The sequence below is a fragment of the Enterococcus sp. FR204 genome, assembly GCF_031143325.1.
In the GTDB taxonomy this organism is placed as follows: Bacteria; Bacillota; Bacilli; order Lactobacillales; family Enterococcaceae; genus Enterococcus_B; species Enterococcus_B faecium.
This window is the reverse complement of the sequence record NZ_JAKZIW010000054.1, coordinates 1-14,032: the sequence shown is the minus strand read 5'-3', so window position 1 is coordinate 14,032 and position 14,032 is coordinate 1. Positions and strand designations below refer to the sequence as shown.

Sequence of the window (14,032 nt, the reverse complement as noted above, 5' to 3'; positions counted from 1 at the left end):
AACGAAGTCTACTTTATGGTAGAAAAGAAGAAAGTAAAATTTCGTAAATTTATCTGGTAAATTTATAATAAAACATTTAGTAAACATTTTCAAGGATTTTTTGCAAAGGTTTACAAACAAACGTAAAACTAGCCTTTTTTTCTCTTTTGTTCCATAATAGATATAACAAATAATAAATGAGGTGGATTCAATGAAAAAATTTGTATCTGGAATATTAGTAGGTAGCTTGGCAACAGCCGCTGCCGTTGCTGGGTTGGTCGCTTCTGTGAAAAAAACAGTGATCGATCCGGTTGACGAAAAAGAAGCAATGATTGAAGAAAATCGTAAAAAAGCAATGCGCAAACGCGTTTCTCGTTAATAATTATTTAAAAAATACGCATGAAGACTTGTGAAAGAACAGATAAGTCATCATGCGTATTTTTATTTGTCAGTCAATATAAATTGTGCTATTTTATCTGCTTGTCTCAAATTCCATGGATCTGTATAAGGTCTAGCTGCTGCTGCAGTTAACCAATCCACGCCTTCAACTGGTATTCCATAGCAATAAAAGCCAGACTGGATTTTCCCGGAAGCATCAATCACGCGATTCGTACCTCGCTCAACATCTATAGCTTCTGAATGATAACTTCCTGTATTATCTGAAAACGAAAAAGGGCGAACAAGTTTATTTTCCTTCAAATTTTTTATGACAGGATTACTTGAACGAGAAAAGCTTGTTTGTGGCAAACGAGCTTCGATCAAATAGCGACTGCTGATTTCTTTATCTTGTAGAGAAATAACATAACGGTTTTGCTTTTGCTGAATATCAAGTGGCGGTTCGATCAAATGAAAAATACCCGCATCTATCAGTGCCGCTAACTCTTTTGTCCGAATAACTGGCGGACCAATCGTTAAAAAGCTGTTTAGATGAGTAAACCATCCCCACAGTATTTCTTTGTATTCCTTAGCAGAAAAAACGTGCCATTCAATAGCCTGCCGGATTGGATCACGCCAGTCTTTCAATGCATCAAATGTCGAAGTCAATGCCCCTGTGCAATTGCCTTTTTCCGCTTCTTTTATCTGCCTTTCAATAAATACTCGGCTAGCTTCTGCAAAGGACTCATCCTGATAGGTAAGAGGAGTTTCTAGACACGACCAAGACCATTTGTAAGGAAGTAATGCTGGATACTTTCCAAGACACTCTTCTGAAGAGAGGGAAAGAAAATCATGCTCAAAAGTTTTCATTGAAATCGGCAAGTGATGTTCTTCGATGATTTTCTTGTAATAAAACAACTCAGCGTCTTTTTTCAGATAGTCAAAAAATGTTTCGCCAGTCAAAAGTCCCGATCGATGCCATTGCTCAAGGTTTTCTTTTGTAAGTAGCCGTGGCCATGCCATTGCTCCGCCTTGCTTTTGATTTCTCCCTCGAGGATAGTAAGGCAGACCTCTTCTTGACCCGCTGTATACAATCGGTTCCTTGCCAGATGGATGATAGACTAGTTTTCCCTTTTTGTTTTCGAAGCGCCCTCCTCTTGATACCGTAAACAATCCGACATAATCAAAAAAGCTTAAACCAAGCCCTCTTAGAAAGACATTTTCTTTTGGCGGTATCTTTGAAAGATCGACATCTGCAGGATTAGAAGGAAGCTGATACAGTAAATCATTTTTCTTTGCATAGTCTATCCAGGCTCTTTCCTCTTCTGTCTGATCATTTTCCCAATGACCACTCGCTAAAATGAGCTGATTGACAGGATAGCTTTGCTGATCTGTCTGTAATAGGAAACCGTCTTTTTCTTTGCTGACCTTTTTCACTAAAGAGTAGACAAGCTGAGTAGAAGCTGGAAATTCTTTTTGCAACTTTGTGAAAAACCAGCGTTGATAAAGTCCGTATAGGCAACGAGTAGATTGTTGGTCTTTTTCCAGACGGTTAATTTCTTCTATAAATAGTTGCTTATTTTTGGTTACCGTCTGTTCGATATAATCTGTAGCAGGTCCTTTACTCCATTGAAACAAATTAGGTCCCGGCATTACCGTTCCCCCACTGGACAACGTCTCGTCTGTAAAAAGCGTCACTTGTTGAGAAACAGAGTTCATTAATAATTCTGGTGGCTGATTCAACCGCCAAACTCGACCGCCTGGACCTTCTGGATCAAAAAGAATAAGTTCAAGAGAATGTCTGCCCTGATTATTATACAGAATCCTTTCTGCTACACTTAATCCTCTAGGTCCGGCGCCAATGATTCCTATTTTCATTTGTACACCTCCTTTTCGATAAATTCTTTTAACACAACGGCATGGTTCTGGTGCTCGTTTTTTGCACCATAAACGAAAGTAATGACTGGATGTTCTTTCATAAGTTGGGTGAGTTCGGAAACAGCTCGCGTCTTTTCTTCTTCAAAAGACAATTCTTGCTGATATTTCTTTGCAAATAAAGCAAAACGTTCTGGTACGTGGTCAAAAGCTTTGCGTGCTTCATTACTAGGCGCAATTTCTTTCAACCATAGATCTAAGTGTGCTTTTTCTTTTGAAATCCCTCGTGGCCAGAGCCTATCCACGAGTATCCGAAAGCCATCCTCTTCTTCAGCATCAAGGTAAACACGCTTTAATTTGATCATAGTTGTTTCCTTCTTTCTGCCTTTTTTCTTTTATATTTTATATGTAGATAATAGCACAAAATAAAAAATGAACGACACAACTATCCCTCGTGTCGTTCATTTTTTCTTAGTCAATACCTGATTATTGATCTAGTTTTTCCAAAGCTGTCATAAAAATATCTGCTTTATACTTTTTTGCTTTTGATTTTTCCAGACCAGCCGTCATATCCACCCTTAAGCAAATAAATCTCTTTATAACCTGCTTTACGTAATTTATTTGCCGTGCGGATACTCAAGCTTTTCTTTTGATCATAGATATAGACAGGTTGGTCTTTTCGAATCGATCCTAGTGAATCTTTCAAAACAGTGTAAGGGATGTTTCTTGCACCTAAGATATGCCCTGCATCAAACACATCTTTTTCGCGAACATCGATTACTTGTGCTTTTCTCATTCCTTCTCGAAACTCTTCTTCTGTCAAAGTCGATGCTGAACGCTTGGCCATTACTCGTAGATAGACTTCCCAAAAGATGATTGCAAGCACAATCAATAGCAAAATGATATTAATTACCCATAAAACCATGTAATGCCTCCGTTTTTTTAAGCAAATTTCAAGGCTAATGAGGCAGCGCCAATGACACCAGCTTCATTTCCAAGCTCTGCTAATTTGATTTTTGTTGATTCTCTTACTTGTGGGAAAGTGAATTCTTTAAAATATTTCTCTACACGGCTGCGTAAAAATTCTCCTGCCGCCGATACTCCGCCGCCTAACACAATACTTGACGGATTCAATGTATTCCCCAAGTTTGCGCAAGCTAAGCCTAAATAGAAGCATACGCGATCAACAACCATCAATGCAAACGGATCGTCTTCTTGAGCCATTTCAAAGATATCTTTACTTGTTACTTCTTCACCGTTATCTAACATTGCTTTCAGTTTTGAATCTCCTGCGTATTCTTCTGCCAAGTAACGTCCTAGACGTACCACACCAGTAGCGCTAGATACAGTTTCTAAACATCCGCGTTTACCGCAAGTACATTCGAACCCTTCAGGATCCACAGTGATATGGCCGATCTCTCCGCCTGCTCCGCTCACGCCATGGATCAAATTCCCGCCAGCAACGATACCACCGCCAACACCTGTTCCTAGAGTAACGAATACAACGTCTGGATCGTTTTCTCCAGCACCTTTCCATCGTTCACCTAAAGCAGCCACATTCGCATCATTATCGATAGCGAATTTGATTCCTGTCCCTGCTTCAATCAGTTTTTTCACAAATTGTACTTCTGTCCAGTTCAAGTTATATGCACCAATAACTGTTCCAGCGTCACTGTCCATGCTTCCTGGAGTACCCATACCGATTCCAATAAAGTCTTCGGCTTTCATATTATATAAATTCAATCGATGGTTGATTGATTCGATGATTTCAGGAACGATATGTTTGCCATCATCCAAAATATTGGTATCGATGCTCCATTTTTGTTGAATCTCTCCTTCTGGTGTTAAAATTGCAAATTTTGCTGTTGTTCCACCTAAATCAATCCCAATAATTTTCTTGTCCATTACAAATTTCCTTTCTTTCGGCTTTCTTCAATTCGGTGCTCTCTTTTTAATATGCGCCACGCTGTCATGTATGTATCATGATCGATCAAACGGCTATCATACAGATTCCGCAATTCAATAGTCATCAATTCAATATCATAGATGCGTGCACCCACATAGATAAAGATGCCAAATTTTTTGAACAGCTGCTGTACATCATATAAGCTCTCCATCTTTAAGCACTTCCTTCATATTATACAAGTAAACCATATTTTTTTAAACCCAGTAAAATACATATTACAAAAAGAAATACAAAAACTAGTGTAGAAAGAATCTTCTGGTGTATCGAATAGCTTGTCTGCTGTTTCGGTAGCCCTAAAATGTTCCCTAATACTAAACCGCCAACCAGTCCGCCGACATGTCCCCAAACATCTACAGAGGTGTCAAGAAGACCAAAAACAAATGTCATCGCAATAAATAAAAGAAAATGTCTGACTAGTTGTTGGATCGCCGTATTATATTTAAAATGAAATCCTAAAATAAACAACGCACCAAACAATCCGAATATCGAAGTGCTTGCACCACCAGACAAAACATTCGCTTCGTTGAAAGCAAAACTTGCTGTATTTCCCATTATCCCGCTGAACATATAGATCAGGAAAAAACGCCAGTGACCGTATATTGCCTCGATTTGTTGCCCCATAAAATACAATATCAGTGAGTTCATGACGAAATGCATCACTCCAAAATGGATGAAGATTGGTGTCACTAAGCGCCACCATTCATTGAAGTGAACAAGATAAGGACCATACATTCCAGTATAATAAGGAATTTCAAGACGCGGAAACAACTCCATTATAATGAAGACTATTGTCTGTATCCCCAAAAAAGCATAGGTCCATAACGGTCGCCTCAACCATGCACGCATTTTTATTTGCTGTTGATAATTCATGAAAACCTCCCATTTCATTTTAGTCAATAAATAATTGTTGGATCTTCTGATCAAAACTTTCCGGTTGCCATTGTTCATTCAATTGTTCTCGAAAAACGAGGCTGCATGTTTTTCGATGGAAATTTTTTAAATACCGGTCGTAATAACCACCGCCAAAACCAATTCGATAACCGGCTCTATTGTAGATAATCCCTGGTACAATGAGGAGGTCGATCATTTCCGGCAAATAAAGCTTCTCTGATTGTGGCTCGAGAACGCCAAAACTCGAACGTTCAAAAACGGTGTGTTCATCCATTTCATAAAACGCCATCTGACGTTTTGGTAAAGTTTTAGGAACAACTATCTTCTTTTGTTCTTTTTTCGCCCGTTGGATAATCCGCTGTGTATCCAGCTCAAATTCATTTGACAAAGTCGTCCCTATCACTTGTGCCGACTTCCAGTACTCGCTTGCGAATAGCTGTTCATAGATTCGCTGTTCTTTGTCCTTTTTCTTACCGCTTTTGGCCAGATTTTTCAGCTTTTCGATTCCTTGTCGGCGTAATTTTTCTTTCATTTGCTCCAAAAAATCACCCTTCCTTCTCTCATAAAATGGTATAGGAAAAAAAGAAAAATAGCAATCGAACTTTCAAATAAATGTATAAATAAAAGAAAAAGAAGACCTAACAATGATCGGCCTTCTTGCCTTTTAATGAACTTCAACTGCTCAGCACGTGTTTTTGTCTGATAAACAATACATACAGAAAATATGGCGCACCAAAAAGGGCGATCAAAATCCCTGTCGGTATTTCCCCACTTGGCAGAATCACTCGTGCAACAATATCTGCGCTAAGTACAAAAACGGAACCAAACAAACTGCTTAGAATAAAGGTCCAGTGATTTTCTTTACGTACGACTAGCTTCGCAGCATGAGGAGCCAGTAGTCCTACAAAGGATAAACTCCCTGTCACCGCTACGCTACCGCTTGCTAAAGCAACAGCTAACAACAAAAGGATTTTTTGACTTTTAGCCACATTTAGCCCTAATCCTTGCGCGCGTTCTTGACCAAATGATAACAAGCCAATCCGCTGCGCATAAAATCCTCCTAGCGGAATCAAGATAATCGCCCATGGAAGAAGCGCCCAAACATAGGACCAGCTCGCACCCCAAATCGATCCCGCCAACCATGCATTGACAAATCCATAATTTTCCTTTGACAATTGGATGGTGCACAACAACGTTAATGCAGAAAGACCCGCATTAACGGCAATACCAGACAATAAGATACGATTCATCCCTAAAAATCCATTTCGATCATAGGCCGCAAGATAGACACAGCAAGCAGCGAGAATACCACCTATAAAGGCTACGACTAGCAACAGAAACGGCAGAGAATATTGTGAAAAGAAACCTAAATAAAGCATCACTAGAAATCCAGCTCCCGCATTGATCCCCAATATGCTAGAATCTGCCAATTCATTTCTCGTCACTCCTTGCAAGACATAACCAGAGACGCCAAGACAAGCACCTGCTAATAAACTGATCAGTAATCGAGGAACACGAAACTCTCCAACAATCAGCGCCAAAGAAGAGGAGCCTTTCCCTATGAACGTGTCAAAAAGCTGATCAAGATAAATAAAAGGCGTGCCAATCATCAAACTACCTACAGACAAGACGATAAGTAGAAAAAGCAAGAAATACAACGTCCAATATATTTTTTTCACCGTTGTTCCCTCCTTACTTGTATCAGTAAAAACGGAACGCCAATCAATGCGATGACTAATCCAAAAGGTGTCTCAAAAGGTGGATTGATCATCCTTGCTGCAAAATCCGCCAACATGACCAGTCCGCCTCCAACTAAAAAAGAGACAGGTAGGACATAACGATAGTCTGTCCCAACCATTCCGCGAACAATCGGCGGAACCAACAGCCCAATAAATGAAACAGGTCCGACTAACGAAACGGCAATGGCTGCTAACACTGCAACTAGACAGAAAACAATCAACCGTGTTCGTTTAGGATGACCTCCAAGAGCTAATGCATGGGTTTCACTCAAACTAATCAAGGATATCGCTTTTCCTAATGAAAAAGAAACCAAGACAGCAAGCACATATACAGGGAACAACACTGTTAATTGTTCCCATGTGATATTGGCAGCTCCACCTACAAACCAAAAAGCAAGATCTTGCTGTAGATTAAAAAATTGGGTAAGTGCTTGACTGATTGCAGTAAAAAAAGAACTAATAGCTACGCCAGCTAAAATCAGCTGTAAAGGATTCATGCCCATTTTCGAAAACTGCAAAAAGCCAAATACGAGTAAAGTCACAGCAAAAGAACCTGCCAATGACACCAGAAACACAGAAAAGCCAGAAGCTTTGGGCCAAAAAGCAAAACTAAGAGCCATTGCCAACGAAGCACCAGCGTTGATTCCTAGTAAACCTGAATCTGCTAAAGGATTTCTTGTCACTCCTTGCATCAATGCACCGCTCAATGCAAAACAACTCCCTACGAGAAATGCCCCTGCAACCCGAGGCAAACGAATGTTTCTTATGATTTGATGACTTTGTTTTGATCCATCAAAATCAACCAACGCCTGCCAAAAGGCTATTTTTCCCACACTCGCTGCGCCATTTGAAAGAGCAATAAAAAAAATGATCAAAAGAACAAAACAGATCAAAAGCAAGAGTTTGTTTTTTTTTCTAGCCTTCATAGTTGATCCTCCTGCTCTTTTGGCAACAGATCATACGTCAGAAAAACTGGTTTATTCGTTTTTGGTAGTGTGACAATCGTTGCATCAATCTCAAATATTTTTTTCATACACTCTTTTGTGATCACTTCTTCAGGTGTACCTTCCGTGATCAATTCACCGTTTTTCATTCCTAGTAAATAATCAGAAAAACGTGAAGCAAGATTAATGTCATGGATCGACATCAAGATCGTTGTTTGTTTTATTTGATTGATTTGAGTCAATAACTGTAGGATCTCTAATTGGTGTGACGGATCTAAAAACGTCGTCGGCTCGTCCAAGATCAAGATATCTGTTTCCTGAGCAAGTGCCATAGCAATCCAGACACGCTGGGTTTGTCCACCAGACAACGTTGCGATATCTCGCGTGCGATATCCAGACAAACCTGTTGCATCCAAAGCCCACTCGATTGCTTCATGATCTTGTGCATCCATACCGCTAAACAGTTTTTGATAGGGATATCGTCCGTAAGATACTACTTCTTCTACTGTCATACCTATAGGATGTTCACTAGTTTGTGCTAATAAAGCAATTTTTTTTGCAAGTTCTTTTGAACTGTATGTAGATATATCAGAATCATTGACAATGATCTTTCCTGATTTCACAGGTATTATGCGGGTAAAGCTTTTCAATAAAGTAGATTTTCCACTTCCGTTTGGTCCAATCAAGCTCGTGATTTTCCCTTCAGGAATCGTAACAGACATGTTTTCAATAATTTTTTTATTTTCGTAGCCGGCTGCAATATCAGCTGCCCTTAGTCTCGTCATTTCACCCATCCTTTCGCTGAAAATCATTCTCAATTATGACGCTGTTTCACTATTTCGTCAAGCGCTACTTTCATATCTATAGCTAAATGAAGCGGTTGACAGCATTCGAAATATCAGGAATAATAACCAATGAGAAAGATTCTCAATTATGTCAGGAGGAAAGAAATGAACTTAAAAACAAAAGTATTCACATTATCTAGCATATTGCTGTTGGCTGGAGTATTGAGCGCTTGCTCCCCCTCTTCAGATAAAGAAACAGCTACACCTACCAATTCGACGACTTCATCCACCAGCACGCATACAGTCACAGATACGCTTGGACATAAAGTCGACATTCCAAACGCACCTAAACGGATCATCGGTAGTTACTTAGAAGACTATCTGATTTCCCTAGGAGAAAAACCTATCGCCCAATGGACAGTGGGCAGTGGTTCTATCCAAGATTATCTGCAAGATGATTTGAAAGATGTTCCAACTATTTCTTATGATCTTCCTTACGAGAAAGTATTAAGCTTCGAACCTGACTTGCTGTTGATTTCTTCTTCCGCTACTGTCGAAGGTGGGAAATACGAGCAATATAGTAAAATCGCGCCAACTTATGTCGTAAAAAACGGAACAGACGTCACATGGGAAGAACAACTAAAAGATGTCGGCAAGGCTTTAGCAAAAGAAAAAGAAGCGGAAAAAGTCATTTCCGATTATCAAAAATCCGTCAAGAGCACTCGCGAAGAATTAGCAGATAAAATTGAGAACAAGACAGCTGCAGTGTTATGGGTGACCAATAACTCCGCCTTCATGGTCAGCAAAAATCGGTCAAGCGGTAGAATCGTATATGACGATCTAAAATTTGGTGTGCCTGATTTAGTAGAAGAAGTGTCCAAAGAAGCCACTTCTGACTGGTCTGCTGTTTCTTCGGAAAAACTAGCTGAATTAGATGCTGATTACATCATTCTTGTAAACAGTGATAAAGATGCCGCTATGTTCAATGAACCAAGCTGGAAAAATCTCAAAGCAGTGAAGGACGATCACGTACTGCAATTCGGCCCTGAATCTAGCTGGCTATATAACGGACCTATTGCCAGTCAGGAAATGGTCAATGATATCAAAGAAAAGCTAAACTGATTTTAACTAAAAAAGCATCTTCACGTTCATTCGTGAGATGCTTTTTTATTATTAAAAACTGAATACCAGATATTATTCTTCTTTTGAAACAACCCTATTTTTTACTCTTTCCCATTTTTGAAAACGATGGGCATATAAATTTTCCTGATCCGTTATTCCCTCGTATTCCTCTATAAGAGTGAAGTCTGAAAAATCGATATCCCCAATATACGTATCTCCTTCAAACGTGCTATCAATCAATGTCCGCCAGATTCGACCGGTGTAAGGAAGAAGTTCTTGAAAAATCCGACTGCCACCCGAAACATAGATATCTTCTGAGATTGTTTGACTATACGCCAAAAGTTCATCGATTGAATGCATCACTTCTGCATTTTCTTTCGTGCGAAAGTTCGGTTGCGTTGTCAACACGATGATATGGCGATAAGGAAGTGAGAGATCGCCCATTCCTTCATAGGTCTTTCTTCCCATCACTAAGATTCGATCCATTGTATGTTCACGAAAAAAACGCATGTCATTTGGCAATCGCCACGGTAGCAATCCATTTTTGCCGATCAGACCATTTTTATCTTGTGCCCACATTGAAATAAACATATCATCCGCTCCTTATGATTTTAGATGGTTTGAGATAAAAAAAGTCTCAATTCTTTGACCAGCAAGGAATTGAGAACTTTAAAAACATTATTTTGTTTCACGGTGCAAAGTAACTTTGCGTTCGCGTGGGCAATATTTTTGTTTTTCCAAACGATCAGGATTGTTACGTTTGTTTTTACTTGTTAGGTAGTTACGTTCTTTACAAGAAGTACACTCTAAAGTGATGTTTACGCGCATGTTTTTCCCTCCCATTTTTACAAGAATCCTCTAAGATGACTCTCAGACTTGATTATCTTACCATGATTTTTTCTAGATTGCTAGTGTTTTTCACGATTTTGTTAAGTAAAACTACTTGACGATAAATACAACGGTTTTACTTCTCAAACAAAATCTTTTTCTTTTTGTATAAATACCCTTACACTTGTTTATATAGATTATGTTTTTTAATAAAGGGGGATATTAATATGCCATGGAACATGAAGGACTTTCCTGCATCAATGAAAAACTTAGATAAACTGACAAGAAAAAAAGCAATCGACATCGCAAATGCACTGTTGGATGAAGGGTACCCTGATAGCCGTGCGATCCCAATTGCCATTGATCAAGCAAAAAAATGGTATGAAGATGCTAGTGAATCAGAAAAACGAACCTTCGAAAAAGAAAAAAATCCAAGCAAGACGGATGAACACGATACGAATCCTCGTGCCGGAAAACTGCTTGATTCAGATGTGATCGTAGAATATGAGGAAGAACAATGGATCGTGAAATCTAAAGGGGCAAAAAAGGCAAGCAACCATTTTGATACAAAAAAAGAAGCAATCGAAAAAGGAAAGCAAGTAGCTCAAAACAAACAATCAACTTTGATCATCTATAAAAAAGATGGGACAAAAGAAATCAGTTACTAAGCGCTTAAAAAGAAGCATAGAAACAAGGAGATCATCTCACATGTTTCTATGCTTCTTCTCATATTGTTGTTTCTTTTTTATCAAACAGTCACATAATCGATTGCTTCTGCTTGCGGAATCGTTTCATCGACAAAGTAAACTTTATACCATGTCAAGAAACTGAAGATCGTCCAGATTTTACGTTGTTCTTCTTTACGTCCTTCGTGATGGTCATCTAGCAACTTCATGATTTTTTCTTGATCAAAAAATTCTTTTGCAAAATCTGCTTCGAATAATGCTTTGACTTGTTCGTAGCCGTGTTCTTCTTTCAACCAAGCTTTGATTGGCACAGGGAATCCTAATTTCACCCGATTCGACCACTCTTCTGGAAGATGTTTGTTCGCAGCTTGTCTGAAAACATCTTTTGTATTGTTTTGATTCAACAAGAACTTACTTGGTATTTGTTGAGCCAATTTCATGACTTCGATATCCAGTAAAGGTACTCGGACTTCTAGAGAACTTGCCATAGAAAGTTTATCTGCCTTCAACAAAATATCTTTTGGCATCCATTGATGAAGATCGACGTATTGCATCTTATTGACTTCATCTTTGATTCCTTCTGTTTTCTCGTAATGAACAGTCATGATTTCATTCACAGACGGCGCTGTTTGATATTTTGGCGTCAACACTTCTGATGCTTCTGATTCTTCGAACACTCGAGCATGCCCGATAAAATATTCTTTTGCTGGCGCAAGTGATTCATATAAATGGATACGTCCATGGAAATTTTTCATTTTTCCGATTTTACGTCCTAGATTATAGCGCGTTCCTTTTGGCAATTTTTTCAATCCTTGCGCAATCACACGGATAAATTTTGAATTCGTGTGGAATCCATACGTTTGGTATCCCGCAAATAGTTCATCTGCCCCTTCTCCTGATTGAACCACCCGAACACTTTGTGAAGCGAGATTTGCTAAAAAGTACAACGGCACGCAAGAAGGATTTGAGTCTGGTTCATCTAAGTGATACTGGATCAATGGGAATGCTTTAAAAGACATGTCTCCGTCGATCACTGCTGCCGTATTGTCTAAGTCCAATAATTCTGTTAGTTTTCTGGCTTCAATCGCTTCATTATAGGTTTTATCATCAAACCCGATTGAGAAAGAATGATCTGGTTTCAATACAGAGGTTACATAACTGGAATCGACCCCGCTGGATAAGAAAGAACCAACTTCTACATCGCTGATTGTGTGTGCTTCAATAGAAGCTTGAACAGTTTCGTCGATTTTTTCGATCCATTCTTGTCGGGAATGCGTTTCTTTTGTTTCAAAATCTGCATCCCAATATTGTTGAATGTCCAGTTTTCCGTCTTTATACGTATAATAATGGCCTTCAGGCAAACGATAGACACCTTTGAAGAAGGTTTCACCGTTCAATGGAGAATATTGGAAAGTCATATAAGGTTTCAATGCTTCTTTATTCAATTCTTTATTAAAATCAGGATGAGGCAAAAAACTTTTGATTTCTGAACCAAACATAAATGTTCCGTTCATTTCTGCATAATAGTATGGTTTGATCCCAAAATGGTCTCTCGCACCGAATAACTCATTTTTTTCATTATCCCAAATAGCAAAAGCAAACATTCCGCGGATTTTTTGCAATAATTCTGTTCCCCATTCTTCGTAACCATGCAAAAGGACTTCTGTATCTGCATGTGTTTGAAAAACGTGACCAGCTGCAATCAATTCTTCTCTCAAAGGCTGATAATTATAGATTTCGCCATTAAAAATAATGATCTTTGTCCGATCTTCATTGTAAATGGGCTGAGTACCGCCCTCTAAGTCAATAATACTTAATCTTCTGAATCCTAAAGCAACGTGTTTATCGATATATTCACCTGAACTATTAGGCCCACGGTGAACGATTCGATCCATCATTGTATTAATAATTGTTTTTTTGTTGTCCTTGTCGTTAACAAAACCTACAATACCGCACATTTAACTTTCACATCCTAATATAAAATTACTGTTTATTTCATCCATATGCATCTTAACATAGAATAAATAGCGGACGAATATTTTCTCTCTTACAGTTTCGTCACGTGAAAACAAAAGATGAAAGTTTCTGTTTTTACAGAAAATAAAGTCCCGATATCTAATTTACCATGTTTTCTTTTTTGAGGCTATCTTATTCTCTTCGTGTAAAAAAAATATTAGTGGATGCTGTTCAAAAAATAGCCTCCAGACAAAAAGACACGACCGAAAGATCGTGTCTAATTATGACTATATAAGAAAATATGCAGCCAAACAGATCTATTCATTCTCTCATTGACATAGTTGAATTGAAATTATAATTTCTTGGAATGATAGTAACTACTTCATTATAAGAAATCTTATAATCAAAGTTCCTTCCAAAAGAATGGTCTTTCGTTGCATAAGTGATCGCGGTGCACATCGCTTTTCCCCCTAAACCAAATCGTTTTTACACTTTTATCTTACATCTGGTATTTTTATATCAAAAGAAAAGTCCAAGGAGATTTATTTCCTAGCATGTATGAAAGATCGTACTCAGAGGAAATCAAAAAATATTTTGGGCTAAACATACAACAAAAAAGACACGATCGAAATCGTGTCTAATCGTTGATATATAAGGAAGGTACAGGATTTGAACCTGCGCGCCGGTATTAGCCGGTTCGCCGGATTTCGAGAATAGGGTTTAAAGCTGATTTTAAGTGTTTTTCGCTTATTATCAGCTTTTTATTATCTAAAAAAACAACTTTTAGAGACATCCATATACTGCTTGGGGGAGTCAAAAGGGGAGTCATTTTTATATTTTATTCGCAATTTAAATCACTTAGAGTATGTACCCTGTAGGACTCGAA

General features: G+C 38.5%; 16 protein-coding genes and 1 pseudogene. 3 read left to right on the top strand and 14 right to left on the bottom strand.

Going from position 1 to position 14,032, the window contains the following annotated elements; all coding sequences use genetic code 11:
* Positions 1-190: 190 nt before the first annotated feature.
* Positions 191-358, top strand: coding sequence for a DUF3042 family protein (locus RG571_RS10595; protein WP_002338837.1), 168 nt, complete (start codon positions 191-193; stop codon positions 356-358).
* 62 nt (positions 359-420) lie between these two features.
* On the opposite strand, the gene RG571_RS10590 is transcribed toward RG571_RS10595, so the two are convergent.
* The 10 genes from RG571_RS10590 to RG571_RS10545 form a co-directional block, all read right to left on the bottom strand.
* On the bottom strand, positions 421-2,232 hold the full coding sequence (locus RG571_RS10590) for an FAD/NAD(P)-binding domain-containing protein (protein ID WP_002338838.1): 1,812 nt from the start codon (positions 2,230-2,232) through the stop codon (positions 421-423).
* The gene (locus tag RG571_RS10585; protein WP_002338839.1) at positions 2,229-2,594 is read right to left on the bottom strand and encodes a DUF488 domain-containing protein; all 366 of its coding nucleotides are present in this window, start codon (positions 2,592-2,594) and stop codon (positions 2,229-2,231) included. Before RG571_RS10585 ends, RG571_RS10590 begins: the two co-directional genes overlap by 4 nt.
* A gap of 164 nt (positions 2,595-2,758) precedes the next feature.
* Positions 2,759-3,154, bottom strand: coding sequence for a rhodanese-like domain-containing protein (locus RG571_RS10580; RefSeq protein WP_002338840.1), 396 nt, complete (start codon positions 3,152-3,154; stop codon positions 2,759-2,761).
* 17 nt (positions 3,155-3,171) lie between these two features.
* Positions 3,172-4,134 carry an ROK family glucokinase gene (locus RG571_RS10575; RefSeq protein ID WP_308947805.1) on the bottom strand — a complete coding sequence of 321 codons (963 nt, stop codon included), beginning with the start codon at positions 4,132-4,134 and terminating at the stop codon, positions 3,172-3,174.
* Positions 4,134-4,346 carry a YqgQ family protein gene (locus RG571_RS10570; protein WP_002293902.1) on the bottom strand — a complete coding sequence of 71 codons (213 nt, stop codon included), beginning with the start codon at positions 4,344-4,346 and terminating at the stop codon, positions 4,134-4,136. The genes RG571_RS10575 and RG571_RS10570 overlap by 1 nt, the downstream gene beginning before the upstream one ends.
* 20 nt (positions 4,347-4,366) lie before the next feature.
* Complete coding sequence (locus tag RG571_RS10565; protein ID WP_002338841.1) at positions 4,367-5,065, bottom strand: rhomboid family intramembrane serine protease; 699 nt, start codon at positions 5,063-5,065, stop codon at positions 4,367-4,369.
* Positions 5,066-5,084: 19 nt separating this feature from the next.
* Entirely contained in the window at positions 5,085-5,618 is a 534-nt protein-coding gene (locus tag RG571_RS10560; protein WP_002329355.1) for a 5-formyltetrahydrofolate cyclo-ligase, read from the bottom strand.
* 142 nt (positions 5,619-5,760) lie between these two features.
* A complete protein-coding gene (locus RG571_RS10555; RefSeq protein ID WP_002338843.1) occupies positions 5,761-6,765 on the bottom strand; it encodes an iron ABC transporter permease in 1,005 nt (334 codons plus the stop codon).
* On the bottom strand, positions 6,762-7,751 hold the full coding sequence (locus RG571_RS10550; RefSeq protein ID WP_002338844.1) for an iron ABC transporter permease: 990 nt from the start codon (positions 7,749-7,751) through the stop codon (positions 6,762-6,764). The genes RG571_RS10555 and RG571_RS10550 overlap by 4 nt, the downstream gene beginning before the upstream one ends.
* Complete coding sequence (locus RG571_RS10545) at positions 7,748-8,554, bottom strand: ABC transporter ATP-binding protein (protein ID WP_002314789.1); 807 nt, start codon at positions 8,552-8,554, stop codon at positions 7,748-7,750. Before RG571_RS10545 ends, RG571_RS10550 begins: the two co-directional genes overlap by 4 nt.
* A 165-nt stretch (positions 8,555-8,719) precedes the next feature.
* Here RG571_RS10545 and RG571_RS10540 point away from each other — a divergent pair, with 165 nt between their 5' ends.
* The gene (locus RG571_RS10540; protein WP_002338846.1) at positions 8,720-9,676 is read left to right on the top strand and encodes an ABC transporter substrate-binding protein; all 957 of its coding nucleotides are present in this window, start codon (positions 8,720-8,722) and stop codon (positions 9,674-9,676) included.
* A gap of 72 nt (positions 9,677-9,748) precedes the next feature.
* Here the strand turns inward: RG571_RS10540 and RG571_RS10535 are convergent, their stop codons facing one another.
* Positions 9,749-10,267 carry a dihydrofolate reductase gene (locus tag RG571_RS10535; protein WP_002338847.1) on the bottom strand — a complete coding sequence of 173 codons (519 nt, stop codon included), beginning with the start codon at positions 10,265-10,267 and terminating at the stop codon, positions 9,749-9,751.
* 87 nt (positions 10,268-10,354) lie between these two features.
* A complete protein-coding gene (gene rpmG / locus RG571_RS10530) occupies positions 10,355-10,519 on the bottom strand; it encodes a 50S ribosomal protein L33 (protein WP_002320810.1) in 165 nt (54 codons plus the stop codon).
* A gap of 212 nt (positions 10,520-10,731) precedes the next feature.
* Between rpmG and RG571_RS10525 the strand changes: the two genes are divergently transcribed.
* Entirely contained in the window at positions 10,732-11,172 is a 441-nt protein-coding gene (locus RG571_RS10525) for a DUF2188 domain-containing protein (RefSeq protein ID WP_308947669.1), read from the top strand.
* 80 nt (positions 11,173-11,252) lie between these two features.
* On the opposite strand, the gene asnB is transcribed toward RG571_RS10525, so the two are convergent.
* Positions 11,253-13,148, bottom strand: a complete 1,896-nt coding sequence (asnB, locus tag RG571_RS10520) for an asparagine synthase (glutamine-hydrolyzing) (RefSeq protein ID WP_258430593.1) — start codon at positions 13,146-13,148, stop codon at positions 11,253-11,255.
* Between the two features lie 343 nt (positions 13,149-13,491).
* Positions 13,492-13,605 (bottom strand): annotated as a pseudogene (locus RG571_RS10515) (linear amide C-N hydrolase); the annotation flags it as partial.
* Positions 13,606-14,032: the final 427 nt, after the last annotated feature.

Bases quoted from the DNA above. Each gene is read 5' to 3' on its own strand.
- RG571_RS10570 (WP_002293902.1), bottom strand. From the start codon at position 4,346: ATGGAGAGCTTATATGATGTACAGCAGCTGTTCAAAAAATTTGGCATC.
- RG571_RS10590 (WP_002338838.1), bottom strand. From the start codon at position 2,232: ATGAAAATAGGAATCATTGGCGCCGGACCTAGAGGATTAAGTGTAGCA.
- RG571_RS10540 (WP_002338846.1), top strand. From the start codon at position 8,720: ATGAACTTAAAAACAAAAGTATTCACATTATCTAGCATATTGCTGTTG.
- RG571_RS10525 (WP_308947669.1), top strand. From the start codon at position 10,732: ATGCCATGGAACATGAAGGACTTTCCTGCATCAATGAAAAACTTAGAT.
- RG571_RS10535 (WP_002338847.1), bottom strand. From the start codon at position 10,267: ATGTTTATTTCAATGTGGGCACAAGATAAAAATGGTCTGATCGGCAAA.
- RG571_RS10575 (WP_308947805.1), bottom strand. From the start codon at position 4,134: ATGGACAAGAAAATTATTGGGATTGATTTAGGTGGAACAACAGCAAAA.
- RG571_RS10545 (WP_002314789.1), bottom strand. From the start codon at position 8,554: ATGACGAGACTAAGGGCAGCTGATATTGCAGCCGGCTACGAAAATAAA.
- RG571_RS10560 (WP_002329355.1), bottom strand. From the start codon at position 5,618: ATGAAAGAAAAATTACGCCGACAAGGAATCGAAAAGCTGAAAAATCTG.
- RG571_RS10550 (WP_002338844.1), bottom strand. From the start codon at position 7,751: ATGAAGGCTAGAAAAAAAAACAAACTCTTGCTTTTGATCTGTTTTGTT.
- RG571_RS10585 (WP_002338839.1), bottom strand. From the start codon at position 2,594: ATGATCAAATTAAAGCGTGTTTACCTTGATGCTGAAGAAGAGGATGGC.
- asnB (WP_258430593.1), bottom strand. From the start codon at position 13,148: ATGTGCGGTATTGTAGGTTTTGTTAACGACAAGGACAACAAAAAAACA.
- rpmG (WP_002320810.1), bottom strand. From the start codon at position 10,519: ATGGGAGGGAAAAACATGCGCGTAAACATCACTTTAGAGTGTACTTCT.
- RG571_RS10595 (WP_002338837.1), top strand. From the start codon at position 191: ATGAAAAAATTTGTATCTGGAATATTAGTAGGTAGCTTGGCAACAGCC.
- RG571_RS10565 (WP_002338841.1), bottom strand. From the start codon at position 5,065: ATGAATTATCAACAGCAAATAAAAATGCGTGCATGGTTGAGGCGACCG.
- RG571_RS10580 (WP_002338840.1), bottom strand. From the start codon at position 3,154: ATGGTTTTATGGGTAATTAATATCATTTTGCTATTGATTGTGCTTGCA.